This window comes from Streptomyces sp. NPDC048484 (assembly GCF_040651415.1).
Lineage (GTDB): Bacteria > Actinomycetota > Actinomycetes > Streptomycetales > Streptomycetaceae > Streptomyces.
In genome coordinates, this window is the sequence record NZ_JBEZJY010000018.1 from 155,446 (window position 1) to 181,660 (window position 26,215).

A 26,215-nucleotide genomic window follows, 5' to 3' on the forward strand; every position below is an offset into this window, starting at 1 on the left:
GTCGGCGCCCGGCGCTGAGCCGCCTCACACCCGTTCCAGCAGCGCCACGGGCAACCGACCGAAAAGCGCCTCCACGCGTGCGTGCCCGGTGAATTCCTGTCCAGGGGCGAGCAGGTCGGCCCATCGCCCCTCGGGCAGCGACAGCTCCGTGTCGCGCCAGCCGCCCTCCTCCTCCAGACGCAGCGACAGCCGGGTGACGGCCGTGATCACCTCTCCGGAGCGCGTGAACGCCAGACAGTGCGCCGCCCCCTGCCCCCGCGCGGGCAGCGGCTCGTAGGCGGCGGACTCGCCGAAGACCACCGGGCGCCGCCGACGCAGCCGCAGGGCGGCCTTCGTGAGCGTGGCCTTCTCGGCGGACAGGCCGCCCAAGCCCCCCGAAGGGACCTCCGAAGCGCCCCCCGGAGAGCCCCCCGAAGGAACCCCCGGCGGGAAGGACACCGGCTGCCGGTTGTCCGGGTCCACCAGGGCCCGGTACTCGGACTCCGTGCCCTGGTAGAGGTCCGGCACGCCCGGCATCGTCAGATGGACCAGCGCGGCCCCGAGGACGTTCGCCCGCACGTACGGCTCCAGCGACCTCCTGAACTCGGAGACACGCCGGCCGGGCGCCCCGCACGGGCCCGCCTTGAGGAACGCCGCCACGGCGTCCTCGTACGCGGGATCCTGCTCGGTCCACGCCGTGGCGAGGCCCGCCTCCCGGATGTGCTTCAGAAGTGCGTCCCGCAGCCGTTCCCCGGCCGCGGGACCGAGCCCGACGGCGGTCTGCCACGCGGCCCAGGCCACCTGCGGGTCCGGCGCGCCCACGCCTTCGGCGGCAGTCCGCCCGGTCACCTCGGCGAGCAGATCGGCCCAGCGCGAGGGGGCCTGGGTGAGTACGGAGATCGCGGCCCGCACGTCGGCGCTGCGCTTCGTGTCGTGCGTGGACAGTACGGTGCCGGTCGCGGGCCAGTCGCGCTGCACGCGCGCGCAGTACGCGTGGAAGACCTCCGGGGACACCGCGGGCGACCCCGGCTCGCCGCCCACCTCGGTCGCCGACAGCAGCGGAACGTACCGGTAGAACGCGGTGTCCTCCACGGACTTGGCCCGCAGCGCCGACGCGGTCTGGGCGAAGCGGGCCCGGAACGCCGCGTACTCGGGACCCTCGCCGGCGCGGCCCAGCACCAGGTCGCGCACGAGATCGACGGCGTGGGCCTCCTCGGGCACCTTGAAGGCCTGCTTCGCCTCGTCCGCGGCCTCCTCGGTGACGACCGACGCGGCGTCCCCGGAGGTGTACGGCCGGTAGACCTCCAGGCGGACGAGGAGCTCCCGCAGGGCGGTGCGCAGGGCCCAGGGGGCGCGGTCGCGCAGCGCGGGGTCCTCGGACGTGCGGCACAGCCGGTCCGCCTCGCGCGTGAGCCGGCCGACCTCGGCGGCCAGTTCGTGGTGGATCACCTTGTACGCGGCCCGCCGCACGGTCGCCTCCCAGACACCTCCGCGGTCGGCCTGGGGAGCCGCGAACCGCCGGTACAGGCCGAGGAGTTCCCCGAAGCCCGCCGGGTCCGTGAAGACGCCGTCCACGTGCCGCAGCGCGTCATAGCCGGTGGTGCCCGCGACCGGCCAGGCGGCGGGCAGCTGCTCGCCGTCCGCGAGGATCTTCTCCACCACCGTCCAGCGCCCGCTCGTCGCCTCGTTCAGACGGCGCAGATACGCGTCCGGGTCGGCGAGGCCGTCCGGGTGGTCGATCCGCAGTCCGTCGACGACCCCCTCGTCCAGCAGCTCCAAAATCTTGGCGTGGGTGGCCGTGAACACCTCCGGGTCCTCGACGCGCACCCCGATCAGCTCCGAGATGCTGAAGAACCGCCGGTAGTTCAGCTCGGTACGGGCCAGCCGCCACCAGGCCAGGCGGTACCACTGCGCGTCCAGCAGAGCGGGCAGTGCCAGCGTCTCGGTGCCGGCCCGCAACGGGAACGCGTGCTCGTGGTAGCGCAGGACGTCCCCGTCGACCACCAGGTCGCCCGTCTCCGCGCCCACCGGCTGTCCGAGCACCGGCAGCAGCACACGCCCGCCCTGGGCCTGCCAGTCGATGTCGAACCAGCGCGCGTACGGCGAGTCGGGGCCCTCGCGCAGCACCTCCCACAGGGGGCGGTTGTGCCGGGGAGCCATCGCCATGTGGTTCGGCACGATGTCCACCACGAGCCCGAGGCCGTGCTCGCGCGCGGTGCGGGACAGGGAGCGCAGGCCTTCCTCGCCGCCGAGTTCGTCGCGTACGCGCGCGGGATCGACCACGTCGTAGCCGTGGCCCGAGCCCGGTACGGCCTCCAGGACGGGTGACAGGTGCAGATGTGAGACGCCGAGCCCGGCCAGGTACGGGACGGCCCGCGCGGCCGAGCTGAAGGGGAACTCCGGCTGGAGTTGGAGGCGGTACGTGGCGGTCGGAGCGGCTTGGGCCACCGGGCCCGGGTGCTCAGGTGTCATGGCACCTTACGTACCCGGCTGGGGGCGTTTCGTGTCATCCGACACGCACTCGCCCCGCGGGGCGCGCAGTTCCCCGCGCCCCCTTGGAGGGGGGCGCGGGGAACCATAGGCCTTGTCGGGCCGGCTAGGCCGGGCGCTGGAGGACCATCATGCTTCGGTCCACCATGGAGAGGCTGTCGCCCGCCTGGACCTTTGCTCCTGTGCCGGGCTCCACGCCGCCGGGCCGGCCGGTGTCCACGATCACCTGCCACTGCCGTCCGTGGTCGACCGGCACCACGAAGTCCAGCGTTTTCGGCGAGGCGTTGAACAGCATCAGGAACGAGTCGTCGCTGATCCGTTCACCGCGCGGGCCCGGCTCCGAGATGGCGTTGCCGTTGAGGAACACCGACAGCGCCCGCGCCTGCGTGGAGTCCCAGTCGTCCTGGATCATCTCCTCGCCGGCCGGCGTGAACCAGGCGATGTCCGACAGCTCGTCGTGGGTGCCCTCCACGGGCCGCCCGTGGAAGAACCGGCGCCGCCGGAACACCGGATGCTCGCGCCGCAGCCACACCATCGCGCGTGTGAACTCCAGCAGTTCGCTGCCGTCCTCGGGCCACGGCACCCAGGACAGCTCCGTGTCCTGGCAGTACGCGTTGTTGTTGCCGCTCTGGCTACGTGCGAACTCGTCGCCGTGACTGAGCATCGGCACGCCCTGCGAGAGCAGCAGGGTCGCGGTGAAGTTGCGCATCTGCCGGGCCCGCAGCTCCAGGACCTCCGGGTCGTCGGTGTCGCCCTCGGCCCCGCAGTTCCACGACCGGTTGTGGCTCTCGCCGTCGCGGTTGTCCTCACCGTTCGCGTCGTTGTGCTTCTCGTTGTACGACACCAGGTCGTGCATCGTGAACCCGTCGTGGCAGGTGACGAAGTTGATGGAGGCCAGCGGGCGCCGCCCGTCGTCCTGGTAGAGGTCCGAGGAGCCGGTCAGCCGGGACGCGAACTCCGCGAGCGTCTGCGGCTCGCCCCGCCACATGTCCCGTACGGTGTCGCGGTACTTTCCGTTCCACTCGGTCCACAGCGGCGGGAAGTTGCCCACCTGGTAACCGCCCTCGCCGACGTCCCAGGGCTCGGCGATCAGCTTCACCTGGGAGACGACCGGGTCCTGCTGCACCAGGTCGAAGAACGACGACAGCCGGTCCACCTCGTGGAACTGCCGGGCCAGGGTCGCCGCCAGATCGAAGCGGAACCCGTCGACGTGCATCTCCGTGACCCAGTACCGCAGCGAGTCCATGATCATCTGGAGCACGTGCGGGGAGCGCATGAGCAGGGAGTTGCCCGTGCCGGTGGTGTCCATGTAGTAGCGGGGATCGTCCGTCAGCCGGTAGTACGAGGCGTTGTCGAGCCCCTTGAAGGACAGCGTCGGCCCCAGGTGGTTGCCCTCGGCGGTGTGGTTGTAGACCACGTCGAGGATGACCTCGATGCCGGCCTCGTGCAGTGCCCGGACGGCCGACTTGAACTCCAGGACCTGCTGGCCGCGGTCGCCCCAGGACGCGTACGCGTTGTGGGGGGCGAAGAACCCGATCGTGTTGTAGCCCCAGTAGTTGTTGAGGCCCATGTCGACCAGACGGTGGTCGTTCACGAACTGGTGAACGGGCATCAGCTCCAGTGCCGTGACGCCCAGTTTGGTCAGGTGTTCGATGACGGCCGGATGGGCGAGCGCCGCGTACGTGCCGCGCAGCTCGTCGGGCAGCCCCGGGTGCCGCATCGTCAAGCCCTTCACATGGGCCTCGTAGAGCACGGTGCGGTGGTACTCGGTGCGCGGGAGCCGGTCGTCGCCCCAGTCGAAGTACGGGTTCACCACCACGGAGCTCATCGTGTGGGGCGCCGAGTCCAGGTCGTTGCGCCTGCCCGGTGACTTGAAGTGGTAGCCGTACACCTCCTCGCCCCATTCGATGCTGCCGCTTATGGCCTTCGCGTAGGGGTCGAGCAGCAGCTTCGCGGAGTTGCAGCGCTGCCCCCGCTCCGGCTCGTACGGACCGTGCGCGCGGAAGCCGTACCGCTGGCCCGGCATGATGCCGGGGAGGTACGCGTGCCGTACGAACGCGTCGGTCTCACGCAGCTCTGCCGCGGTCTCCGAGCCGTCGTCGTGGAGAAGACACAGCTCGATCCGGTCCGCGGCCTCCGAGAAGACCGCGAAATTCGTGCCGGCGCCGTCGTACGTGGCACCGAGTGGGTACGCCTGTCCAGGCCAGACCTGCATGGATGCAACTCTTCCAGTTGTGCGACGCCGTAGAGGGCGACTCCCGCCCGAGTGTCCCCGAAACTGATGGAACCACCTAGGACTTACCTCCCTCTTACCGGTCGACCAGTGCATACGCGGTATGCCGAACCAGTGGGACTCGAGCGACTCCTAGAGATGCAGGGGAAGTAGGGGGAAATGTGCGCACAATAGTGCACCGCCATCTGGGCAAAGTGGTGGCGGGTGCGGCCATAGCGGTCGCGGGGACCGCCGTGATGATCGGAATCACCCTGCCGGGCTCGGCGGGCGCGGACGACTCCGGGGGCCAGGGCACCGAGCAGACCGCCCAGCAGGCGGGCCAGGCAGGGCAGGCCGGGGGACAGGGGAAGGCCGCCGTACAGCCCGGCGTCGTCGAGGAGGCCCCGGCCGAGGGCGACACGGGCAAGGGACGCGACCCGCTCACCGACGACGAGACCGAGCGCGTCGAGAAGCTCGCCCTCGACCGTCAGCTCTTCCGCTCCGGTGAGAACGTCGAGGGCGACAAGGGGCCGCAGCGGATCACCGTCGACCTCGCCGAGCCCGAGCTGAACGAACTGGACGACCCGAACGCGCCGCGCCGCGCCGACGTGTCGTTCTACGACTACAAGGACGACGCGCTCGTCACCAGGACCGTGAACCTCGACACCGGCAAGGTCGAGGCGACCGACACCCAGCACGGCGTTCAGCCGCCGCTCAGCCGCGCCGAGACCGTCGAGGCCACGCAGCTCCTGATCGCCGACCCGCTGGGCGCCGGCCTGAAGGCCGACTACAAGGACGCGACGGGCAAAGAGCTGACCACTCCTGACCAGTTGCTGCTCAACAGCATGGTTTTCCGCGCGACCACCGGAACGCCGGCCGCCGTCAGCGACTGTGGCAAGCATCGCTGCCTGCGGCTCTTCGCGAAGGTCAAGAACGGGCCCTGGATCGACAGCCGTGACCTGGTGATCGACCTCAGTGCCCGCAAGGTCGCCAAGATCGGCTGAGTTTCTACGGTCCACCGGCCTCCGTTCATGGGCTCGACTCATCGACTCGACTCATTGGCTCAACGACCTCACTTCACCTTTCCCACTTTCCTGCTTGTGCAAGGGAGTCATTTCTTCATGCGCATAACGCAATTGCTCAGCGGTCTCCGGCCGCGGGGAATCAGCCGTGCCCCCAGACGGGCGGCGGTGGGCCTCTCGGTGGCCGCCCTGACCGTCGGCGCCGCGACGGCCGCGGGACCGGCCGTCGCGCAGACCGCCGCCCAGACCAAGGCCGCGCCCGCGGCGGCCGCCGAATGCAGCGCGGCGTACAAGATCGAGCAGAAGCTCTCCACCGGCACCACCTGGACGATGTGCTGGCACTACGAGAGCGAGGCCGGGCTCGTCCTGGAGAACGTCTCGTACCAGCCCAAGGGCGAGACCAAGCCGATACGGGTCCTGACGAGTGCGAAGCTCGCCCAGATCCACGTCCCCTACGACGACGGCTCGGTCGAGTACGACGACCTCACGGGCTTCGGCTTCGGGCAGGGCCTCATGGAGATGGCTCCCGGCGAGTGCCCCGGCGGCACCATCAAGACCGTCAAGGTCCCGGACGCCTGGGACCCGGAGCACCCGGACGTCAAGGGCCTGTGCACCACCACCCGCTCGCGCGGCCACGCCTACCGCATGCAGGGTGACACGGCGGGCAAGGTCTTCCAGGAGCAGGGCAAGGACCTGCTCGTGTACACCGTCAACCAGGTCGGCTGGTACGAGTACATGACCGAGTGGCGCTTTCAGGACGACGGCACGGTCAACATGAACGTCGGCGCCACCGGCAGCCTTTCGCCCGGTGACTACGACGCCGGCGACGGCCGCGGCTGGCCGATCGGCAAGGGCGCCAAGTCGTACGCCACCAGCCACAGCCACAACGTCTTCTGGCGGCTCAACTTCGGCCTCGACGGCAGCTCCAAGAGCAAGGTCGAGCAGTACGACTCCAAGGTCAGCCCGCCGGCCCAGGGCGCCCAGGCCCCGAGCAACAAGACCACCCGCACGAAGGTCACCAAGGAACTCGCGGGCGACGCCAAGAACATGCGCTGGTGGCGCGTCGTCAGCACGGCCGGAAAGAACAAGGACGAGCACGCCCGTTCGTACGAGTTCGTCCCGGGCGCCAGCTCCAAGTATCCGGGCCGCAGCTTCACCAAGCACGACGTCTATTTCACCCAGTACAAGAAGTGTGAACAGTTCGCCAGCAACAACATCCGCAACTGCGGTGCCGGAGGCGGCAAGTCCGTCGACAAGTGGATCAACGGACAGACCCTCACGCACCCCGTGGCCTGGGTGAACGTTGGTTTCCACCATGTCGCCCGGGACGAGGACCAGCAGCCCATGCCGGTGCACTGGCAGGGCTTCTCGATCGCCCCGCGTGACGTCACCGCTATGAATCCGCTCACTCCGCCGGAGCTGGCCGATCAGAACGGCCAAGAGCAAAACGGTAGTTGAGAAACGACCTGTCCATCCGGCTGCACCGCCCGCCGCTCCCGGAGTACCCTTCCTTGATCGTTGGCTGGGGGAGTGCTCGGGGGAGCGGAAGGCGGTGTGCGGGTGGGGTCCGGAGGGCTGGAGTTGCCCCCTGGTGACGGTGGTCACGAGGGGAGCACCGCAGACGCCCCACCCGGATCGGTGTCCCTCGCCCGTCCGATGGAGATCGGCGCGGAGCTGGACTGGGGCGCCGACGCCTGGCGTGAGGTGCGTACGCGCGCCCAGCGAGCCGGGCGTGCCTACATCTGGCTGAACCTGGTCGAACAGCGGCTGCGCGCGGTCGTGGCCGCTGTTCTGCGCCCGATCTACGAACCCGTGCACGGCGAGGACGACTGGGTGGTCGCCGCCGCCGGACCCGCCGGCCAGGAGTGGGTCCAGCGCGCTGTCGCCGTCCGGGAAGTCAGCCGGCGCAAGGGCTACCTGCTCGACCCGGCCGACGACAACGTCCTGAGCTTCCTCACGTTGCCGCAGCTGCGCGAGCTGATGGTGCAGCACTGGCCGTGCTTCGAGCCGTACTTCGACGAGCGCCGGGACGTCGAACTCGCTCTGGACGAACTGGAAGTCACCCGCAACGTCGTCTCGCGGAACAGGGCCCTGTCCGAGGCCGTCCTGGCCCAGGCCGAGCGCGCCTCCGCGAAGCTCCTGGAGATCCTCGGCGCCGGCAGCGACGTACCGTCCGCCCGCCGGCTGCCCGTCGACGCAGTCGAGAACCTGGTCGGCGACCGGTACGCGGACGTGGTGGGCGTGCACTCGGACCGGGTGCGGCTGCTGCGGCAGTTCCCCGCCGAGAACCTCTTCGGCGGGGCCCGCCGCCTCGACGTGATCGGTATCGGCCTGAACCTCCTCGTGCAGAACTTCTCGGGACGACGGCTCGTGCGGCTGGCCGAGTCCGGCTGCCGGGCGCGGCTGCTGTTCCTGAACCCCGCGTCCAGCGCGGTCAAGCGAAGAGAACGTGAACTGGGCATCAAGCGCGGCGAGTTGAGTCGTTCCGTCGAGATGAACATCCTGCACATGCGCCGGGTCAGAGCCCGGCTGCGCGACCCCGATGCCTTCGAGATCCAGGTCTACGACGAGACGCCCCGCTTCACGGCGTACCTCGTCGACGGGGACGGCTCGGACGGCGTGGCGGTCGTCCAGTCGTATCTGCGCCGGACGCGCGGCATGGAGGCGCCCGTGCTCGTGCTGCGGGGCGGGAGCCGGGTACTGAAGCCGGACGAGGCGGACGAAGAAGGACTTTTCGGAACGTATCGCGAGGAGTTCGAGATGGCCTGGGCGGACTCGCGGCCGGTGTCCTGACAGACCCCTCTGGTCCCGACGGATCCTCGGCTCCTGACAGGTCGGCCCGGCCCCGGGAGCCGTTCCCCGACCGGACCGGACCGGACCGGGGCCGGTAAGCGGAACGCGGTCCTCGGATTGTCAGTGGCCCATGCGATTGTGGAGGTCACTGGGGGAACGCACCACGATGAAGGGGGCCGGCATGGGCTGGCACGGGGAGTTGCTGATCGGCTTCGACTTGGAAACGACCGGGACCGATCCGCGCGAGGCGCGCATCGTCACCGGGGCGGTGATAGAGGTCCGGGACGGGGAGCCGGCCGGGCACCGCGAGTGGCTCGCGGACCCGGGCGTCGAGATCCCGGCGGACGCGGTCGCGGTGCACGGGATCAGCAACGAAAGGGCGGCGGCCGAGGGCAGGCCCGCCGACCAGGTGGCCGACGCGATCGCCTCGGTACTCGTCTCGTACTGGCAGACGGGCGTCCCGGTCGTGGCGTACAACGCCGCCTTCGACCTGACCCTGCTCACCGCCGAACTACGGCGGTACGGGCTGCCGTCACTGCGTGAGCGGCTCGGCGGCGCCGACCCCGCGCCGGTCATCGACCCGTACACGATCGACCGCTCCGTGGACCGCTACCGCCGCGGCAAGCGGAATCTCGAAGCGGTCTGCGCGGAGTACGGCGTTCTGCTCGGCACCGCCCACGACGCCTCGGCGGACGCCCTGGCCGCGGCCCGCCTGGCCACCGCGATAGCCGTCCGCCACCCCAAGGTGGCCGCCCTCGGCCCGGCGCAGCTGCACCACCGTCAGATCGAGTGGTACGCGCAATGGGCGGCCGACTTCCAGAGCTTCCTGCGTCGCAAGGGGGACGCCGAAGCCGTGGTGGACGGGACCTGGCCGGTGCGGGACCTGGCGGACGAACGGGTCTGAGCGGGTCCGAGCCGAGCTGCCGGCCGCCTCCGCGCCGGCGTCAGACCGCGGCGGGCCTCGCGACGCGCTCGATGCGCGGCCCCGAGCGCAGGCCCGTACGCACGGTGCTCACCGAACTGCACCGGGCGGCCGGGACGATCCGCGGCGGGGGATGAGGCGCCCCACAACGCGGGCCGGGCGCTCAGAACGGGTACCAGCGGACCGTTTCGTCGCCGTCCCGCAGTGAGGCCACCCGGCGTTCGAACTCCGCCAGCGCCTTCGGGTTGCTCGGCGCGTGCTGGGCGACCCAGGCGCAACTGGCCGTCTCGCGCGCGCCGCGCAGCACCCCGCAGCCCTCCCACTCGCGCACGTCCCAGCCGTACGTGCCCGTGAACGAGTCGTATGCCTCGGCGGGCAGCCCGTACCGGTCGCGGGACAGGGCCATCACGACCAGGTCGTGCTCGCGCAGGTCGGCGGAGAACGTCTCCAGGTCGACCAGGACCGGGCCTTCGGGGCCGACATGCACGTTGCGGGGCAGCGCGTCGCCGTGGATCGGGCCCGGCGGCAACCGCGGTGTGAGCGCGGCGGCGGCCTTGGCGAAGCCGTCACGCCGGTCCCGCAGGAAGTCCGCGTCCGCCGGGTCGATCACGTCACCCGCGAGCCGCAGCCACCGCTCCACCCCGCCCAGCAGTTCACGGCGCGGCAGCGTGAAGGCGGGGGCGTGCAGGGCGTGCACCACCCTCAGCAGGCCGGCCAGATCGCGCGGTTCGGCCGGGCGTACGGGGTCGGGAAGCCGGTGCCACAGCGTCACCGGGTGACCGGCCACGAACCGGGCCTCGGGCTCGGCGGGCCGTACCGCGGGGACGCCCGCCTCGGCGAGCCAGAGCGCGACGGCCAGCTCCCGCCGCGCCCGGTCGAGGAGTTCGGCGTCGCGGCCCACCTTGACCACCAGGTCCCCGGTGGCGAAGACGGCGTTCTCGCCCAGGGCGAGCAGCACCGCGTCCCGGCCGCCCCGGCCGTCCCGGCCGATTTTCGCCTCGGCGAGTACGTCCCGCGCCTGTGCCTCGTCCATCACTCGCCTCCCGTGAAGCCCTCGGCTCCCGCAGTTCTCTCCCATGGCATCACACGACATTCTGCCTCGGCCCAGAGACGCCGAGATCACGCCATACGTCGGCCGGTGTCACATTCGCACTGGTGGGAGCGTTCAGCGCGGCGTGCGCGCTGTCTTGACGCCATGTCGACGGGTCAGCACGATGACGGGGGCCACCGGGACGGCCAGACTGACACAAACTGCTCAGAGGAGCCGAATCCGTGACATTGGCGACCGTGAGGAAGCGGTCAACGAAGCCCACGTCGAAGGGCGGCGGGCCGGGCCGCCCCGTCGACCACGGCGCCTGGTTCCTGGTGCTGCCCGCGCTCATTCCGATCCTGGTCCTCAGCGTCGGCCCGCTCCTCTACGGCATCGCCCTGGCGTTCACCGACTCGCAGTCGGGCCGGACCGAGCCCACGCAGTGGATCGGCACCCTCAATTTCCAGGATCTGCTGCACGACACACTGTTCTGGGACTCGTTCCGGATCGGCCTGCTGTGGGCGGTGGGCGTGACCGTCCCGCAGTTCCTGCTCGCACTGGGGCTCGCCCTGCTGCTCAACGAGGAGTTGCGGCTGCGCTGGCTGGCGCGGGCGCTCGCGATCATCCCGTGGGCGATGCCCGAGGTGGTGGTCGGCATCATGTGGCGGCTCGTCTACAACCCGGACGCGGGCATCCTCAACGAGACGATCCGCGACCTGGGTCTGGGCGACGGGCGGGACTGGCTCTCGGGCCTCGCGACCGCGCTGCCCGCGGTGATCGTCGTCGGTGTCTGGGCGGGCATGCCCCAGACGACGGTCGCCCTGCTCGCCGGACTGCAGAACACCCCGCGCGAACTGCACGAGGCGGCCGCCATGGACGGCGCCGGCGCCTGGCGGCGCTTCCGCACGGTCACCTGGCCCGCCCTGAAGCCGGTCGCGCTCGCCGTCACCGCGCTCAACTTCATCTGGAACTTCAACTCGTTCGCCCTGGTCTACGTGCTGACCAACGGCGGCCCCGGCGGCCGTACCCGGCTGCCGATGCTGTTCGCCTACGAAGAGGCCTTCCGCTACGGGCAGTTCGGCTACGCGGCGGCGATGGGATGCGTGATGGTCGCGGTGATCTCGGTGATCCTCGCCTTCCACCTGGTCGGCCGGCTGAGGGGAGGCGCGGACGCATGAGGACGAGCAAAGGGGCCCGCACGGGCCAGTACGCGGCCCTTCTCGCGTATCTGGTCTTCCTCGCCTTCCCGTTCCTGTGGCTGATCTCCACGGCCTTCAAACCGCCGCGCGAGCTGGGCAGCCTCCATCCGACCTGGCTCCCCCGGAACCCGACCCTCGACAACTTCCGGCAGGCCTTCGACGAACAGCCGCTGCTGGACGCGGCGCTGAACTCCCTGGTCGCGGCGCTCGGCGCGGCGGTGATCGCCGTACTGATCGCCACCCCGTTGGCGTACGTCATGGCCCGGCACCGCACCCGGCTCGCGAAGGCGGCGACCGGCTGGGTGGTGGTCAGCCAGGCGTTCCCGTTCGTACTGGTGATCATTCCGCTGTTCCTGGTCCTGAAGAACCTGCGGCTGATCGACTCCGTAGCCGGTCTGATCATGGTCTACGTGGTGTGGGCACTGCCGTTCGCGCTGTGGATGCTGGTGGGGTACGTACGGGCGGTCCCTGCCGAGATGGAGGAGGCCGCGGCGGTGGACGGCGCCGGCAAGGTGCGGACGCTGGTCTCGATCACCGCGCCGCTCCTCGCGCCGGGCATCGTGGCCACGGCACTGTTCGCGTTCATCAGCGCGTGGAACGAGTTCTTCTTCGCGCTGGTGCTGCTCAAGACCCCGGAGAAACAGACCTTGCCCGTCGTCCTCACCCACTTCCTCGGCGCCGAGGGCGTGGCGGACCTCGGCCCGCTCGCCGCGGCCGCGTTCCTGGCGACCATCCCGTCGCTCGTCGTCTTCGCGCTCATTCAGAAACGGATCACGGGCGGAATGCTCGCCGGGGCGGTGAAGAGCTGATGCGTATGCGCACGAGATGGCTCACCGTGCTGTTCGCGGGCATGCTGCTCGCCGCGGGCTCCGGCTGTTCCGGCGACGGGGACGGCTCCGAGGACGGCCGGATCACGCTCCGGTTCCAGTCCCTGGCCTGGCAGGAGGAGTCCGTCGACGTCAACAAGGAACTGGTGCGGGAGTGGAACGCCGCGCATCCGGACGTCAAGGTCGAGTACGTACAGGGCTCCTGGGACAGTGTCCACGACCAGCTGCTCACGTCCTTCGAGGGCGGGGAGGCGCCGGACATCATCCACGACGCCTCGGACGACCTGGCGGACTTCGCGTACGGCGGGTACCTCGCGGATCTGCGCGGCCTGCTGTCCGAGCGGCTCACGGCCGACATCCCGCGGCGGAGCTGGGAGACGACGACCTTCGGGGACGGCGTCTACGGCGTGCCGTTCCTCCAGGAACCCCGCGTCCTGATCGCCAACGCCAAGTGGCTCAAGGAGTCCGGCGTACGCATCCCCACGCCTGAGAAGCCCTGGAGCTGGGCCGAGTTCAGGAGGATCACCGACGAACTGAGCGGCGGGGACGGGAAGTACGGTGTGGCCTGGCCGCTCAAGGAGCCCGTCTCGGCCACCCTCAACCTGTCGCTCTCGACCGGTGGACAGCTGTTCCACCGCGGCGCCGACGGCAAGGTGCGGATCCGGTTCGACGAGTCCGACGCGGTGGTGCCGCGCACCATCCACGACCAGGTCAACACCGATGGCAGCGCGTCGGGTTCCACGCTCGGCAGCGGCGGCTCGGACACCCTTCCCGGCTTCTTCGGCGGCAAGTACGCGATGGTTCCGCTCGGGTTCTCCTACCGGCAGCAGATCGTGCAGCAGGCGCCGAAGGGCTTCGGCTGGCAGGTGCTGCCCGCGCCCGCCGGGGCGGACGGGCTCACTCAGGGGGTGAGTCCGCAGACGTTGTCCGTCGCCAAGGACAGTCCGCACAAGAAGGAGGCCGCCGCGTTCATCGACTTCCTGCTCCGGCCGCCCAACATGGTGCGGCTCGCCCTGGGGGACTGGATGCTGCCGACCGGTGCCGAGGCCCTGCGGGATCCGGCGCTGCGCACCGCCGAGAACGGCTGGGCGACCGGTACCGCGCTCGCCGGGCGGCTGCGGTCGGCGCCTGCGCAGACCGTGCGGGGGTATGCGGAGTGGAAGGACAAGGTGGCGACTCCCGCGCTTCAGGAGTACTACAGCGGGGCGTTCGGGTTGGGGGAGTTGCGTCGGCGGCTTGTGGAGGACGGGAACCTGGTGCTGGCCCGGTACCAGAGGTGACGGTCGCGTACGTGGTCGCGGTCGCGAGTCGCGTGCGCTCGTCGGGGAGGTGGGTCCGGAGCAGTGACTGGGGCTCCACCGGGTGTTGCGGTAATTGCCTTGCACGAGACGTCTCGTCTCGCCTAAGGTCCGATCATGACTACCTCACGCCCCGCCCACATCGCCATGTTCTCCATCGCGGCCCACGGGCATGTGAACCCGAGCCTCGAAGTGATCCGGGAGCTCGTCGCCCGCGGCCACCGGGTCACGTACGCGATCCCGCCGGTCTTCGCCGACAAGGTCAGGGAGACGGGCGCCGAGTCGAAGCTGTGGAAATCGATCCTGCCGTCGCCCGACGACGATCCCGAAGCCTGGGGGAGCACCCTCCTGGACAACGTGGAACCTTTCCTCGAAGACGCCATCCAGGCGCTCCCGCAGCTCATCGAGGCGTACGAGGGCGACGAGCCGGACCTCGTACTGCACGACATCACCTCGTACCCGGCCCGCGTCCTCGCCCATCGCTGGGGCGTCCCGGCGGTCTCCCTCTCACCGAACCTCGTCGGCTGGGACGGGTACGAGGAGGAGGTCGGCGAGCCCATGTGGGCGGAGCCGAAGAAGACCGCGCGGGGGCAGGCGTACTTCGCCCGCTTCCAGGCCTGGCTGGACGAGAACGGGATTGCCCAGGACCCCGACTCCTTCGGCGGGCGTCCCGCCCGTTCCCTGGTCCTCATCCCGAAGGCGCTCCAGCCGAACGCCGACCGGGTCGACGAGTCCGTGCACACGTTCGTCGGCGCCTGCCAGGGTGAGCGTGCCACCCAGGGGGAGTGGCGGCGGCCCGACGGCGCCGAGCGTGTCGTCCTCGTGTCGCTGGGGTCCTCCTTCACCAAGCAGCCCGCCTTCTACCGCGCCTGTGTGCAGGCGTTCGGTGATCTGCCGGGCTGGCACCTGGTGCTCCAGATCGGCAAGCACGTCGACCCGGCCGAACTGGGCGAGATCCCGGTGAACGTGGAAGTCCACGACTGGGTCCCGCAGCTGGCGATCCTCAAGCAGGCCGACGCCTTCGTCACGCACGCCGGAGCGGGTGGCAGCCAGGAGGGCATGGCGACCGCCACGCCGATGGTCTGCGTACCCCAGGCCGTCGACCAGTTCGGCAACGCGGACGTGCTCCAGTCGCTCGGGGTCGCCCGCCACCTGCCGATGGAGGAGGCGACCGCGGGCGCCCTGCGCGAGGCCGTTCTCGCGCTCGCCGACGACCCGGAGGTCGCGCGGAAGCTCAGGGGGATCCAGTCGGAGATGGCGGCGGAGGGAGGAACTTTCCGCGCCGTGGATCTGATCGAGGCGGAGATCCTCAAGGGCGCGAGCGAGCCGCGAAAGGCCTGATCCGGTGACCGTCGGCGAACCCGGAATCTCCCCCGGTCACGGTTGCGCGAGATTGGTGAAGCCATGGCGCACTTTGAATAACAGGACGGTCATTCGATAACGCTCAGATAACGCGGGGTCCGTCCTATCAGGACGTGGACTGGGTTATCAGGTACGACCGTTACCCCTCGCAGAAGGTTGCACGAGCCCCCTCTTGTTCTTTTCCTGAACGGCTTCTTAGCGTGAGGTGAACGAGTTTCGAACTTTTGGGAAGTTGACCTATGCGCCGTGACATACCGCCCCTCGCAGAGGTGCGCCGCATCACCGAGAAGAAGCGGGACGCGTGGTGGACCGTACTGCTCGTGGACCCGGTCGCCACCCCGCTGGTGCGGTTGACCGCGAAGTACACGCGGATCACGCCGAACCAGATCACCTGGGGGGCGTTCCTGCTCGGTCTGGTGTCGTCGGCGTTCTTCGCGCTCGGTGACTGGCGGTGGCTGATCGCCGGCGCGTTCGTCTACCACCTGAGTTTCATCCTCGACTGCATGGACGGAAAGGTGGCCCGCCTCACCGGCCAGGGGTCGGTCTTCGGCGCCTGGCTGGACTTCGTCTTCGACCGCATCCGGGTGGCGGTGTGCGGTGTCGCGCTGATGGCCGGGCAGTACGACCGCACCGGCGAGACGATCTACATCTGGCTGGCCGCCGTCGTCGTCTTCCTCGACACGCTGCGTTACATCAACGGCCTGGAGATCTTCAAGATCCGCCACACCATGCGGAAGCAGATCAAGTCGCGGGTGCGGGCTGCTCGTCGCGCGGAGAACGCCGCTGAGCTCGCCTTCATGGAGGACTTGCTGCGCAACAACCCCGAGGCGGACATCGAGCAGGACATCCGTCAGGCGGCGGAGAAGACGGCCACGGTGCCGGGAGCCGTTTCCGAACCGGGTTTCCAAACCACCGTCGAAGTCCCGCAAGGGATCGCGGCAGAAGCACAGGCAGTAGCACAGGCACAAGGACAGGCAGTAGCACAGGCGGAAGCACAGACAGAAGCGCAGGCGGAAGCACAGGCCGAGGACGAGACGGAGGACGAGACGGCGGGCGAGGGCCGGCCCCGCACCCGGGTGATCGACCTCCACCAGGAGTTCCGGGGCCGCTTCCCGGCCTATCTCCGCGCCCGGTCCTTCTTCCTGCGTCACCGCATCCGGACGCACCTGGTGAGCGGCATCGAGTTCCAGATGGGTGTCTTCATCATCGGCCCGCTGTTCGACTCGGTCATCGGGGCGACCATCGTCTCGGGATCCCTGCTTCTCGTCTTCGAGCTCGCCATCATCTACAAGCTGTTGCTCTCCACCCGCGACTTCACGCGCACGATCGACTCCTTTGAGCGGGAGCACGAGTCCGAGTCCGAGCCCGAGAACGAGCTCGGGCAGGAGCGCAACGAGGTGCCCGCCGCGGTCTGAACGACCGCGGACGGAGGCGTCGACCGACCGGAACGGCAGCGTGGCCGGGGCACTTGCCCCGGCCACGCTGCCGTTCCGTACCTCTTCAGTCGGTCAGTCGGTCAGACGCCGACCTTCTCTCCCTCGACCGCCGGAGGCGGAGGCGTCACCGACGCTTCGGGCGACTCGTCGTGGCTGAGGTCCGGCAGGCGGTGCAGCCACTTCGGGAAGTACCAGTTGCGTTCGCCGAGCATGGCCATGACCGCCGGGAGCAGCACACCGCGGATGATCGTCGCGTCGATGAGTACCGCGGCCGCGAGGCCCACACCCATCTGCTTCATGGACTGCATGGAGAGCGTGCCGAAGATCCCGAAGACGGCGACCATGATGACGGCGGCGCTGGTGATGACACCGGCCGTTGTGACCACCCCGTGCTGGATGGCATCCCGTGTCGTCAGGCCCCGCATCCGCGCCTCGCGGATGCGCGAGACCACGAACACGTGGTAGTCCATCGAGAGCCCGAAGAGGATCACGAAGAGGAACAGCGGCAGCCAGGTGATGATGGCGCCCACACCCTCGGCGCCCACCAGCGACGCACCCCAGCCGTGCTGGAAGACGGCGACCAGGATGCCGTACGCCGCCCCGACCGAGAGGAGGTTGAGGACGATCGAGGTGATCGCGATCGTCAGCGAGCGGAACGACAGGAGCATCAGCAGGAAGGCGAAGACCACGACGAAGGCGAAGACCGGGGCCACCGCGCTGCCGAGCTGGTCGTTGAAGTCCTTCGAGCCCGCCACCTGACCGGACACCGGGGCCTCGACCCCGTCGACCTTGCCGAGCGTCGCGGGGCGGACCTCGTCGCGGATGATCACCAGGCTCTTCTCGGCCTTGTCGAGGTTCGAACCGCCCACCAGCGGTACGTACACGAAGGCGACGTTCTGCGCGTCGTGCACCTTTATGTCGACCGGGCCGCGTGAGGCGCCCGAACTGATCGCCTGCTCACGGAAGTCGGCGAGAGCGGACTTCACCTCGGCGGAGTTGATGTCGTCGGCCTTGACGATCATCTCGGCGGGGTCGGACCCGCCGGGGAACGCCTCGTTCACGCGCTCGTACGTCGCCACGATCGGCAGGGAGTCACCGAACTCCTGGTCCAGTGTGAGGTTCTGGGTCTTCATGCCGAGCGCGGGGGCCGCGATGGCCAGCAGTGCGCCCGCCGCGACGACCAGCGAGACCGCCGGCTTGGCCAGCACCACGCGCAGCACGCTCGTCCAGAAGCGGCTGTCGTTGCCGGAACCGCGCTTGTTCTTACCGCGCTTGTCGGGGTGCAGGAACGGGATGCGGCCCTTCTCGACCCGCGTACCGAGCAGCGAGAGGACCGCGGGCAGCACCGTCACCGAGCCGACCATGGCGACCGCCACGACCATCAGCGAGGCAAGGCCCATCGCCTTGAAGGTGGCGATGCCGGTGAACAGCATGCCCGCCATCGCGACGCACACCGTGACGCCGGAGACGATGATGGCCCGGCCGCTGGTCGCGGCGGCGATACGCAGCGCGGTCTCGGGGTCCCGGCCCGCCGCGCGTTCCTCGCGTTCGCGCCGCAGATAGAACAGGCAGTAGTCGACGCCGACCGCCAGGCCGACGAGCAGCATCACGGAACTCGATGTGTCGTCCATCGGCTGGACATGACTGACGATCATCATCAGGCCCATCGTGGCCATGATCGCGGTGATCGCGAGGAGCACCGGCACCAGCGCCGCCACCAGCGCGCCGAACGCGACCAGCAGGATGCCGAGGGCCACGGGCACGGCGGAGATCTCGGCCTGCTGGAAGTCGTCGCCGAACGCGTCGTCGAACGTCTTGTTCATGCTGGCGCCGCCGATCTCCTCGATCCGCAACGCCTCGTGGTCCTTCTGTACCTTGTCGACGGCCTTCAGGACGGGCTCCACCCGCTCGCCCGCCGTGTCCGCGTCGCCGCGCATGTCGAACTGCACCAGCGCGCTGCGGCCGTCCTTCGAGATCGTCTTCGTGTCGTACGGGGAGGTCACATCGGTCGCCTTGCCGGTGCCCTCCACCGCCTTGATGACGGCGGCGACGGCGGCGCGGAAGTCGGTGTCGGTCGCCTTGAGGCTCGCGTCCCGTCCCTGGAGGAGCACGGTCTCCCCGGCCGGCTCCTCGATCCCCGCCTTCTCCGCGATGGCCGCGGCCTGGCCCGTCTCGCCCCCGAGCTGCTCGCTGTCCTTGAGCTCGACCGTGCCCGCCGCCGAGCCGAGTCCCAGCGCCAGAACGACGAACAGCGCCCAGATCCCGACGGCCGCCCAGCGATGCCGGGCGCTCCAGCCGCCGGCCCGGGCCGCTATGCCCCGTACTCGCGTGTCTCCGTTCCCCATGACGGGCTTTCCCCCTTGTTCTTGGCGCCGACCTGTCGTCCGCACCTTCCGTTATGAAGGTATGACGCGGATAAAGGGCTCTCCTCGTGCTCCTTGTTGAAGTCCGGCCCTTCGCCCTCCTCCCCTCGGACCCCGCGCTCTCAGCACTGAGGAGGATGATCGCCCCTTACACGTAAACCTGCTCCTCGGGGGTCGCGGACAGGCTGACCGGTCGGTAACCTGCGGTGGCGGGGCGGCCGGGGACGGCGGCCGTCGTGCCCACCCCCACGGGGCACGACGGCCGCCTTAGGGTGTGCGGATGACTACGGGGACGACTGCGGGGACAACTGCAGGGACGACTGCGGGGGCGACGAGGTACGCGGCGCTGCTGCGCGGGGTCAACGTGGGCGGCAGCCGGAAGGTGCCGATGGCCGCACTGCGCACCTTGCTGGAAGGGCTCGGCCACGGGGGCGTAGGAACGTATCTGCAGAGTGGGAACGCCGTGTTCTCCAGCGACCACGGCGACGAGGAGTCACTCGCCGAGGAGCTGTCGGGGGCGCTGGCCGAGCACTTCGGTTTCACGGTCGACGTGCTCGTGCGCGACCACGCGTATCTACGGGCCGTCCTCGACGCCTGCCCGTTCCCGGCCGCCGAACTGGAGGCCAAGCAGCTGCACGCCACGTACTTCTCGGTGCCGGTCGGCCCCGAACGCTTCGAGTCGATCGACCAACAGGCCTTCCTGCCCGAGGAGTTCCGCCTCGGCGACCGCGTGCTGTATCTCTACGCCCCCGACGGACTGGGCCGCTCCAAGCTGGCGGCAAGCCTTTCGGCGCCACGGCTGACGAAGGGGCTCATCGCCACCACGCGCAACTGGAACACCGTCGTCAAACTCGTGGAGCTGACCAGTGGCTGAGGGCGACACCGAGGACAACGCGGCCGTCGAGGCGGCCATCGAGGGCGAACTGCGCCTGCTCGACCCGGAGATCCGCCGTTCACCCGCACTCGTCGGCGCGCTGCTGCACCCCGGGTTCCACGAGTTCGGCGCCTCGGGCCGGCACTGGGACCGCGCGGCGATCATCGAGATGCTGACCGAGACGACCGAGACGACCGAGCCGGACGCGGCCCCGGTCGCCGCCTCGCGGATGAGGGGTGTCCGGCTCGCACCGGACGTCGTCCACCTCACCTTCGACACGGAGAGCAACGGCCGTCACGCTCACCGGAGTTCGCTCTGGCGCCGCACGGAGGACGGATGGCGGCTGTACTTCCATCAGGGGACGCCGTTCAAGGTGTGAACCATCCATGGGTCGTACACACGGCCGTAGACACGGCCGTGGCAGGACTGTGGCAGGCTCGGGCGTATGCGCTACATCATCATCGGAGCAGGTGCCGTGGGCGGGGCCGTCGGCGGACGCCTCGCCGAGGCGGGGCACGACGTGGTGCTCGTCGCACGCGGCGCGCAGTACGAGGCACTGCGCGCGCGGGGACTGCGACTCGTGACACCCGACGGGCCACGCACCCACCGGCTGCCCACGGTCGACGGCCCGCGGGAGCTCGGCGAACTGCGTGCGGGGGACGTCCTCGTGCTCGCGGTCAAGACGCAGGACAGTCCAGCGGCGCTGGAGGCATGGGGTCCCGTGCCCGTGGCGGGCGGCGGTACGGCGGCCGAGCGGCTGCCCCTGGTCTGCGCGCAGAACGGAGTGGAGAGCCAGCGGCTCGCCCTGCGCCGCTTCCGCCGGGTGTACGGCATGTGCGTGTGGCTGCCCGCCACCTTCGTCGAGCCGGGAGTGGTGTCGGCGGCCGGTACGCCCCTCACCGGCATCCTGCACCTCGGGCGCTTCCCGCACGGCACGGACGACACCGCGCGGGCCGTCGCCGCCGATCTGTCCGCGTCCCGCTTCGAGGCGCCGGTCGTGGCCGATGTGACGCGCTGGCAGTACGCCAAGCTGCTCGCCAACCTCGTCAACGCCATCGAGGCGGTCAGCGGGGTGATCGACAGCGAGGAGGAGGCCATCGCGCTCCACGGCCGCGTACGTGCGGAGGGCGAGGCCGTGCTCGCCGCCGCGGGTATCCCGTACACCTCGAAAGAGGAACAGAAGGAGGCCCGCGCCGACAAGATGCGCCTCGTGCCGCTCGACGGCTCGGGCCGCCCCGACGGCCCGGGCGGCCCGGCGCGCGGCGGCGGCTCGTCCTGGCAGTCGCTGAGCCGTGGCACCGGCACCATCGAGGCCGACTACCTGAACGGGGAGATCGCCCTGCTGGGACGCCTGCACGGGGTCCCGACCCCCCTCAACGACCTGCTGCAACACCTCGCCAACGACTTCGCGCGGGAGCGGCGGGCGGCGGGTTCGATGCCGGTCGCCGAGCTGGTCCGGCTGGCCGACGACGCTGTCGCGTCTGTTCGGGGCGAGCCTCAGGCGCTGAGGGGCGCGGCCAGCGCGGGCAGGCGGGCCTCGTCGTAGCGGGAGAGCAGCACCCGTGCCACCTCCGGCGCCGTGCCGAGCACGTCCGCGAGGACATCCGCGTCCGCGTCGGCCGCCCCGCGCGCGATCCGGTCGGGCAGGAAGCCGGGCGCCAGGACGTACGGGGCGACAGCCACCTGCGCGCACCCGAGGGCGCGCAGCTCCCGCACCGCGTCATCCGTGCGAGGAAGTGATGCGGAGGCGAACGCAGGCCGCACGGCGCACCAACCGGCACGCCGCCACTCCCGCGCGATTTCTGCGATCACTGCGATCGCCTCCGGGTCCGTGGACCCCGCCGAGGCCAGCACGACCCCGGTCGAGGACTTGTCGGCGGGGGACAGCCCCGCCTCGTACAGGCGCCGTTCGAGCGCGGCCGTCAGCAGCGGCGACGGGCCGAGCACTTCGGCCTGCCGGATCCGCAGCCGCGCGGGTGCCTCGTTCAGCACCGCCGGGATGTCCGACTTGGCGTGGAAGGCGCGGGTCAGCAGCAGCGGAAGCGCCACCACGTCCCGTACGCCCTCCGCCGCCAGCGACTCCAGCACGCCGCTGACGGACGGGATGGTGAAGTCCAGGAAGCCGGTCTCCACGCGCAGCCCGGGCCGCCGCGCCCGCACCCGGCGCACCAGGGCGTGCACGGTCGCGGCATGACGCGGGTCGCGGCTGCCGTGGGCGATGACGAGGAGTACCGGTTCTGGCATGGAGGTCAGCTCTTCACTCAGCTCTTCACGAGGAGACCGCGGCTGCGCAGGACGTACCGCTCCAGCGGGCTGAAGATCAGCAGGTCGATGGCGATACCGACGATCAGGATGAGGAGGATGGCGAGGAACACCATGGGCATGCTGTTCGCCGTACGGCCGTTCTCCAGCAGCTGGCCGAGGCCGACGCCCAGGTCGGGCGAGGACGCGATGATCTCGGCGGCCATCAGCGAACGCCAGGAGAACGCCCAGCCCTGCTTCAGACCCGCGAGATAGCCGGGCAGTGCGGCCGGCACGACGATGTGCCAGGTACCGCGCAGGCCCGTCGCGCCCATCGTGCGGCCCGCCCGCAGGAACAGCGGCGGCACCTGGTCGACACCGGAGACGAGCCCGTTGGCGATCGAGGGGACCGCGCCGAGCAGGATCACCGCGTACATCATCGAGTCGTTGAGGCCGAGCCACAGGACAGCCGGCGGCACCCACGCCACCGACGGCAACGACTGCAGTCCGGACAGGATCGGGCCGATCGCCGCGCGGACGAACTTCACCCGCGCCACCAGCAGGCCCAGCGGCGTGCCGATCGCGAGCGCCATCAGAAAGCCCAGCAGGCCGCGGGAGACGCTCGTCCAGATGTATTCGAGGAGCGTCCCCTCAAGCCAGGCCTCCTGGACCTCGTCCCAGACCGCGGACGGCGCCGGCAGCTTGTAGCTGTCGGTGACCTCCGCCCACACCAGGACCTGCCAGACCACCAGGACCAGTGCCACGGCGACCATCGGGGGAAAGATCTTCTCCACGAAGGTCTTCCGGAACGAGGCACGCCCGGTGTGGGCCTTGGTCTCCAGCGCGTCGAGGCCCGCTTCGAGTCCGGCGAGATCGCCGCCGTCCTTGGCGCCCGCGCCCTTGGTGCCCTCGTCCTTGACGCCGCCGCCCTTGACGGCGCTCGTCTCAGTGCTGGCCATGACGGCGGATCTCCCCACGCAGTTGTTCGGTGATCTCTACGGACAGTTCCGCCACGGCGGAGTCCTCGATGCGGCGCGGCTGCGGAATGTCGACCGTCCACTCCCGAGCGATCCGCCCCGGGCGCGAGGACAGCAGCACCACGCGCTCGGCGAGCCGCACCGCCTCGCGCACGTTGTGCGTCACGAACAGCACCGACACGCTCGTCTCGCGCCAGATACGGGTCAGTTCGTCGTGCAGCACGTCCCGTGTGATGGCGTCGAGAGCCGCGAACGGCTCGTCCATCAGCAGCAGTTGGCTGTCCTGGGCGAGCGCGCGGGCCAGTGCGACCCGCTGGCGCATACCACCGGACAGCTCGTGCACCCGCTTGCCGTAAGCGCCCTTCAGCCGGACGAGCTCCAGGAGCTCCTCCGCCTTGTCGCGGCGGTCCGCCTTGGGCACGCCCCGCAGTTTCAGGGCGAGTTCGATGTTCTTGCCCGCGGTCAGCCACGGGAAGAGGGCGTGCTCCTGGAACATCAGGGCCGGGCGGCCGTCGGTGCTGATGCCGCCCGCGGACGGCTTGTCGAGCCCGGCGACCAGGTTCAGCAGCGTCGACTTGCCACACCCGGAGGCTCCCAGGAGGGTGACGAACTCGCCGGGCGCGACATCGAGCGTGATGTCGTCCAGAACGAGCTGCTGCCCGGCGGGGCCGGCGAAGGACTTCGAGACGTGCTCGATCCGGGCGGCGTACTCCACCGACGTACCGGCGTCGGCGTCGGCGGTCTTGGCGAGGGCGGTTGCCATGGTCGTCACCTCCTGGGAGCTGGTGGGCGTTCTGGGTGTTCTGGGTGTAGGGGGTGTACGGGGTGTTCTGGCCGTGCGGGCGTGCGGGCCTACTTGACGCCGAGACCGGCGTCGTCGACCGCGCTCCTGCCCTCGGCCTTCAGGACCTTGTTCAACGGCGCGAGGTCGTAGATTCCGTCGAGCTTCGGCTTCTCCAGCAGACCGGCCTGCACCGCGTGCTCGGCCTCGGCGTTCAGGGTCGAGGCCAGCGGGTCGTCGGTGAACTGGATCGACTTCCACGCCGGGTCGATGACGTCGGCGGGCAGCTCCTTGCCGGACAGCGCCTTGAGCTTGGTGTTGGCGGCGGCCTTGGCCTTGTCCGGGTTGGCGTCGATCCACGCGTTGGTCTTCACCGAGCCGCGCAGCACGGCCTCGACGACGTCCGGGTGCTCCTTGAGGAACTTCTGCGACACGATGATGTTCGTGATCACGAACTTCTTGTCCGGCCACAGGTCGGCCTCGTCGAGCAGCACCTTGCCGCCCTCGGCGACCAGCTTGGACGCGGTCGGCTCCGGCACCCACGCGCCGTCGACGGAGCCCGACTTGTAGGCGTCCGGCGTGATCTTGTTGTCCGTGCGGACCACGGAGACGTCGCCCTTGCCGCTCTGCGCGTCGACCTTCCAGCCCTGCTCGCTGATCCAGTTGAGGAACGCCACGTCCTGCGTGTTGCCCAGCTGCGGGGTCGCGATCTTCTTGCCCTTGACGTCCTTCACGGACTTGATCTTCGCGGGGTTCACCACCAGCTTCACACCGCCGGACGCCGAACCGCCGATGATCCGCAGGCCCTTGCCGTCGGTCGTGCTGTAGCCGTTGATGGCGGGGGAGGGGCCGATCCAGCCGATGTCGATCGACCCGGAGTTCAGCGCCTCGATCTCGGACGGACCCGCGTTGAACTGGGAGTACGAGGCCTTCGTGCCCCCGAGCTCCTTCTGCAACAGCCCTTCCTGGTCACCCACGAGTGCGGTGGCGTGCGTCAGGTTCGGGAAGTAGCCGATCCGGACGGTGTCGGCGGAGAGCTTCTTGCCCTCGGCGGCGACCTTCGAGGTGTCCTCGTCCTTCTCGGAACCGTAGCCGCAGGCGGCGAGGGTGAGGAGGGGAAGCGCGGCGGCGACGGCGATGCCGCGGCGAAGCAGTGTGGAGCCCTTGGCAGGCACGGGAGGGGTTCCTCTCGTCGGCCCGGCTGTCACGGTTCTTCAGGCCGTGGCCGGGAGGTCGGCAGATCTTCGCCGTATCCACGACGGCGGGCGGGGGGAGGGGGCGCGCAGGCAGTGCGCGTACGTCAGCACGCACATCGCGCGACTCCGCCCTGCCCGGCGCCGAGGGCGCCGCTGCCGACGCGGCCGCCCTCCTTCGCGAACGTGGAGTAGAAGTCGGTGGTGTTCATGGTCAGAAGTCCCACCCGTCGTCGTCCGCGTCGGCCTTGACCGGCTCCGGCGAGGCGAAGGACTCGCCGACCATGCCCGCGGTGAGCGTGGTGCCGTCGGAGGGGTCGATCAGGATGAACGAGCCGGTGCGCCGGGAGTCGGCGTACGAGTCCACCGGCAGCGGCTCGGCGGTACGGATCTTGACGCGGCCGATGTCGTTGGCGACCAGGTGGCCCGGGTGCGGGTGAAGGGACAGGTCGGCGAGGGTCAGCCGCGACGGGATGTCCTTGACGACCGCCTTGACCGTCCGGGTGCCGTGCTTGAGCAGCACACGGTGGCCGATGGTCAGCGGCGCGTCGGCGACGTGGCAGACCGTCGCCTCGATGTCCTGCGTGGTGGCGGGCGCGTCCTGGGTCGGCACGATCAGGTCGCCGCGCGAGACGTCGATGTCGTCCTCCAGGAGGACCGTCACCGACTGCGTCGTCCAGGCCAGGTCGACCGACTCGCCCAGCAGGTCGATCCCGGCGATCCGCGACGTACGCCCGGAGGGCAGCACGGTGACCGGCTCACCCACACGGAACGCGCCGGCCGCGATCTGACCGGCGTACCCGCGGTAGTCCGGGTACTCGGCGGTCTGCGGACGGATCACGTACTGCACGGGCAGACGTGCGTGGCAGGTCGCGAGGTCGTGGCTGACCGGCAGGGTCTCCAGGTGCTCCAGGAAGGTGGGCCCGCCGTACCAGTCCATGTTCGCGGACGGGTCCACCACGTTGTCCCCGGCGAGCGCGGAGATGGGGATCGCGGTGATCTCGGGAACGCCCAGTTCGGAGGCGTATGCCGTGAACTCCTCGGCGATCGCGGCGAAGACGGGTTCCTGGTAGTCGACGAGGTCCATTTTGTTGACGGCGAGTACGACGTGTGGGACGCGCAGGAGGGCGGCGATGGCGGCGTGGCGGCGGGTCTGTTCGACGACGCCGTTGCGGGCGTCGACCAGGACCACTGTCAGTTCGGCGGTGGACGCCCC

21 protein-coding genes are annotated in these 26,215 nt (G+C 70.0%); 12 read left to right on the forward strand and 9 right to left on the reverse strand.

Annotated elements, in window-relative coordinates; genetic code table 11:
- Nucleotides 1–24: 24 nt before the first annotated feature.
- Together treY and glgX are read right to left on the reverse strand one after the other, a co-directional pair.
- The gene (treY, locus tag AB0D14_RS19970; RefSeq protein ID WP_362780696.1) at nt 25–2,451 is read right to left on the reverse strand and encodes a malto-oligosyltrehalose synthase; all 2,427 of its coding nucleotides are present in this window, start codon (nt 2,449–2,451) and stop codon (nt 25–27) included.
- A gap of 124 nt (nt 2,452–2,575) precedes the next feature.
- Nucleotides 2,576–4,684: a glycogen debranching protein GlgX gene (glgX, locus tag AB0D14_RS19975; protein WP_362780699.1), complete on the reverse strand. Its 2,109-nt coding sequence runs from the start codon at nt 4,682–4,684 to the stop codon at nt 2,576–2,578.
- A 179-nt stretch (nt 4,685–4,863) separates the two neighbouring features.
- Here glgX and AB0D14_RS19980 point away from each other — a divergent pair, with 179 nt between their 5' ends.
- From AB0D14_RS19980 to AB0D14_RS19995, 4 genes are all read left to right on the forward strand, one after another.
- Nucleotides 4,864–5,685 carry a Tat pathway signal sequence domain protein gene (locus tag AB0D14_RS19980; protein WP_362780702.1) on the forward strand — a complete coding sequence of 274 codons (822 nt, stop codon included), beginning with the start codon at nt 4,864–4,866 and terminating at the stop codon, nt 5,683–5,685.
- A 117-nt stretch (nt 5,686–5,802) separates the two neighbouring features.
- Nucleotides 5,803–7,161, forward strand: coding sequence for a copper amine oxidase (locus AB0D14_RS19985; protein ID WP_362780703.1), 1,359 nt, complete (start codon nt 5,803–5,805; stop codon nt 7,159–7,161).
- A gap of 102 nt (nt 7,162–7,263) precedes the next feature.
- The gene (locus AB0D14_RS19990) at nt 7,264–8,496 is read left to right on the forward strand and encodes an SAV2148 family HEPN domain-containing protein (protein WP_362780777.1); all 1,233 of its coding nucleotides are present in this window, start codon (nt 7,264–7,266) and stop codon (nt 8,494–8,496) included.
- Between the two features lie 181 nt (nt 8,497–8,677).
- Nucleotides 8,678–9,400, forward strand: coding sequence for a 3'-5' exonuclease (locus tag AB0D14_RS19995; protein WP_362780779.1), 723 nt, complete (start codon nt 8,678–8,680; stop codon nt 9,398–9,400).
- Between the two features lie 181 nt (nt 9,401–9,581).
- Here the strand turns inward: AB0D14_RS19995 and AB0D14_RS20000 are convergent, their stop codons facing one another.
- Nucleotides 9,582–10,451, reverse strand: a complete 870-nt coding sequence (locus AB0D14_RS20000; RefSeq protein ID WP_362780706.1) for an aminoglycoside phosphotransferase family protein — start codon at nt 10,449–10,451, stop codon at nt 9,582–9,584.
- Nucleotides 10,452–10,690: 239 nt separating this feature from the next.
- Here AB0D14_RS20000 and AB0D14_RS20005 point away from each other — a divergent pair, with 239 nt between their 5' ends.
- From AB0D14_RS20005 to AB0D14_RS20025, 5 genes are all read left to right on the forward strand, one after another.
- Nucleotides 10,691–11,626, forward strand: coding sequence for a sugar ABC transporter permease (locus AB0D14_RS20005; RefSeq protein WP_362780708.1), 936 nt, complete (start codon nt 10,691–10,693; stop codon nt 11,624–11,626).
- Entirely contained in the window at nt 11,623–12,456 is an 834-nt protein-coding gene (locus AB0D14_RS20010; RefSeq protein WP_362780710.1) for a carbohydrate ABC transporter permease, read from the forward strand. The genes AB0D14_RS20005 and AB0D14_RS20010 overlap by 4 nt, the downstream gene beginning before the upstream one ends.
- A 5-nt stretch (nt 12,457–12,461) precedes the next feature.
- Entirely contained in the window at nt 12,462–13,754 is a 1,293-nt protein-coding gene (locus tag AB0D14_RS20015) for an extracellular solute-binding protein (RefSeq protein WP_362780712.1), read from the forward strand.
- 135 nt (nt 13,755–13,889) lie between these two features.
- The gene (gene mgt / locus AB0D14_RS20020; RefSeq protein WP_362780715.1) at nt 13,890–15,113 is read left to right on the forward strand and encodes a macrolide-inactivating glycosyltransferase; all 1,224 of its coding nucleotides are present in this window, start codon (nt 13,890–13,892) and stop codon (nt 15,111–15,113) included.
- Nucleotides 15,114–15,373: 260 nt separating this feature from the next.
- The gene (locus tag AB0D14_RS20025) at nt 15,374–16,549 is read left to right on the forward strand and encodes a CDP-alcohol phosphatidyltransferase family protein (RefSeq protein WP_362780717.1); all 1,176 of its coding nucleotides are present in this window, start codon (nt 15,374–15,376) and stop codon (nt 16,547–16,549) included.
- A gap of 101 nt (nt 16,550–16,650) precedes the next feature.
- Here AB0D14_RS20025 and AB0D14_RS20030 read toward each other — a convergent pair whose 3' ends face one another.
- Nucleotides 16,651–18,915 (reverse strand): MMPL family transporter, encoded by a 2,265-nt coding sequence (locus AB0D14_RS20030; protein ID WP_362780720.1) that lies wholly within the window; start codon nt 18,913–18,915, stop codon nt 16,651–16,653.
- Nucleotides 18,916–19,213: 298 nt separating this feature from the next.
- Between AB0D14_RS20030 and AB0D14_RS20035 the strand changes: the two genes are divergently transcribed.
- From AB0D14_RS20035 to AB0D14_RS20045, 3 genes are all read left to right on the forward strand, one after another.
- The gene (locus AB0D14_RS20035; protein WP_362780721.1) at nt 19,214–19,807 is read left to right on the forward strand and encodes a DUF1697 domain-containing protein; all 594 of its coding nucleotides are present in this window, start codon (nt 19,214–19,216) and stop codon (nt 19,805–19,807) included.
- Nucleotides 19,800–20,186, forward strand: coding sequence for a DUF4440 domain-containing protein (locus tag AB0D14_RS20040; RefSeq protein ID WP_362780723.1), 387 nt, complete (start codon nt 19,800–19,802; stop codon nt 20,184–20,186). The genes AB0D14_RS20035 and AB0D14_RS20040 overlap by 8 nt, the downstream gene beginning before the upstream one ends.
- 66 nt (nt 20,187–20,252) lie before the next feature.
- Nucleotides 20,253–21,353 (forward strand): 2-dehydropantoate 2-reductase N-terminal domain-containing protein, encoded by a 1,101-nt coding sequence (locus tag AB0D14_RS20045; RefSeq protein WP_362780726.1) that lies wholly within the window; start codon nt 20,253–20,255, stop codon nt 21,351–21,353.
- Here the strand turns inward: AB0D14_RS20045 and AB0D14_RS20050 are convergent.
- From AB0D14_RS20050 to AB0D14_RS20070, 5 genes are all read right to left on the reverse strand, one after another.
- Nucleotides 21,305–22,051, reverse strand: coding sequence for a sirohydrochlorin chelatase (locus tag AB0D14_RS20050; RefSeq protein WP_362780728.1), 747 nt, complete (start codon nt 22,049–22,051; stop codon nt 21,305–21,307). The two genes, AB0D14_RS20045 and AB0D14_RS20050, sit on opposite strands and share 49 nt — an antisense overlap.
- A 17-nt stretch (nt 22,052–22,068) precedes the next feature.
- Nucleotides 22,069–23,007, reverse strand: coding sequence for an ABC transporter permease (locus AB0D14_RS20055; RefSeq protein WP_362780729.1), 939 nt, complete (start codon nt 23,005–23,007; stop codon nt 22,069–22,071).
- Nucleotides 22,994–23,788, reverse strand: a complete 795-nt coding sequence (locus AB0D14_RS20060) for an ABC transporter ATP-binding protein (RefSeq protein ID WP_362780732.1) — start codon at nt 23,786–23,788, stop codon at nt 22,994–22,996. The genes AB0D14_RS20055 and AB0D14_RS20060 overlap by 14 nt, the downstream gene beginning before the upstream one ends.
- Nucleotides 23,789–23,877: 89 nt before the next feature.
- Nucleotides 23,878–24,981: an aliphatic sulfonate ABC transporter substrate-binding protein gene (locus tag AB0D14_RS20065; RefSeq protein WP_362780735.1), complete on the reverse strand. Its 1,104-nt coding sequence runs from the start codon at nt 24,979–24,981 to the stop codon at nt 23,878–23,880.
- 232 nt (nt 24,982–25,213) lie between these two features.
- Nucleotides 25,214–26,215, reverse strand: a 1,002-nt coding sequence (locus AB0D14_RS20070; protein ID WP_362780738.1) for a GTP-binding protein, incomplete at its 5' end; no start/stop codon positions are given.

Bases quoted from the DNA above. Each gene is read 5' to 3' on its own strand.
- treY (WP_362780696.1), bottom strand. From the start codon at position 2,451: ATGACACCTGAGCACCCGGGCCCGGTGGCCCAAGCCGCTCCGACCGCC.
- glgX (WP_362780699.1), bottom strand. From the start codon at position 4,684: ATGCAGGTCTGGCCTGGACAGGCGTACCCACTCGGTGCCACGTACGAC.
- AB0D14_RS19985 (WP_362780703.1), top strand. From the start codon at position 5,803: ATGCGCATAACGCAATTGCTCAGCGGTCTCCGGCCGCGGGGAATCAGC.
- AB0D14_RS19995 (WP_362780779.1), top strand. From the start codon at position 8,678: ATGGGCTGGCACGGGGAGTTGCTGATCGGCTTCGACTTGGAAACGACC.
- AB0D14_RS20000 (WP_362780706.1), bottom strand. From the start codon at position 10,451: ATGGACGAGGCACAGGCGCGGGACGTACTCGCCGAGGCGAAAATCGGC.
- AB0D14_RS20010 (WP_362780710.1), top strand. From the start codon at position 11,623: ATGAGGACGAGCAAAGGGGCCCGCACGGGCCAGTACGCGGCCCTTCTC.
- AB0D14_RS20015 (WP_362780712.1), top strand. From the start codon at position 12,462: ATGCGCACGAGATGGCTCACCGTGCTGTTCGCGGGCATGCTGCTCGCC.
- mgt (WP_362780715.1), top strand. From the start codon at position 13,890: ATGACTACCTCACGCCCCGCCCACATCGCCATGTTCTCCATCGCGGCC.
- AB0D14_RS20025 (WP_362780717.1), top strand. From the start codon at position 15,374: ATGCGCCGTGACATACCGCCCCTCGCAGAGGTGCGCCGCATCACCGAG.
- AB0D14_RS20030 (WP_362780720.1), bottom strand. From the start codon at position 18,915: ATGGGGAACGGAGACACGCGAGTACGGGGCATAGCGGCCCGGGCCGGC.
- AB0D14_RS20035 (WP_362780721.1), top strand. From the start codon at position 19,214: ATGACTACGGGGACGACTGCGGGGACAACTGCAGGGACGACTGCGGGG.
- AB0D14_RS20045 (WP_362780726.1), top strand. From the start codon at position 20,253: ATGCGCTACATCATCATCGGAGCAGGTGCCGTGGGCGGGGCCGTCGGC.
- AB0D14_RS20050 (WP_362780728.1), bottom strand. From the start codon at position 22,051: ATGCCAGAACCGGTACTCCTCGTCATCGCCCACGGCAGCCGCGACCCG.
- AB0D14_RS20055 (WP_362780729.1), bottom strand. From the start codon at position 23,007: ATGGCCAGCACTGAGACGAGCGCCGTCAAGGGCGGCGGCGTCAAGGAC.
- AB0D14_RS20060 (WP_362780732.1), bottom strand. From the start codon at position 23,788: ATGGCAACCGCCCTCGCCAAGACCGCCGACGCCGACGCCGGTACGTCG.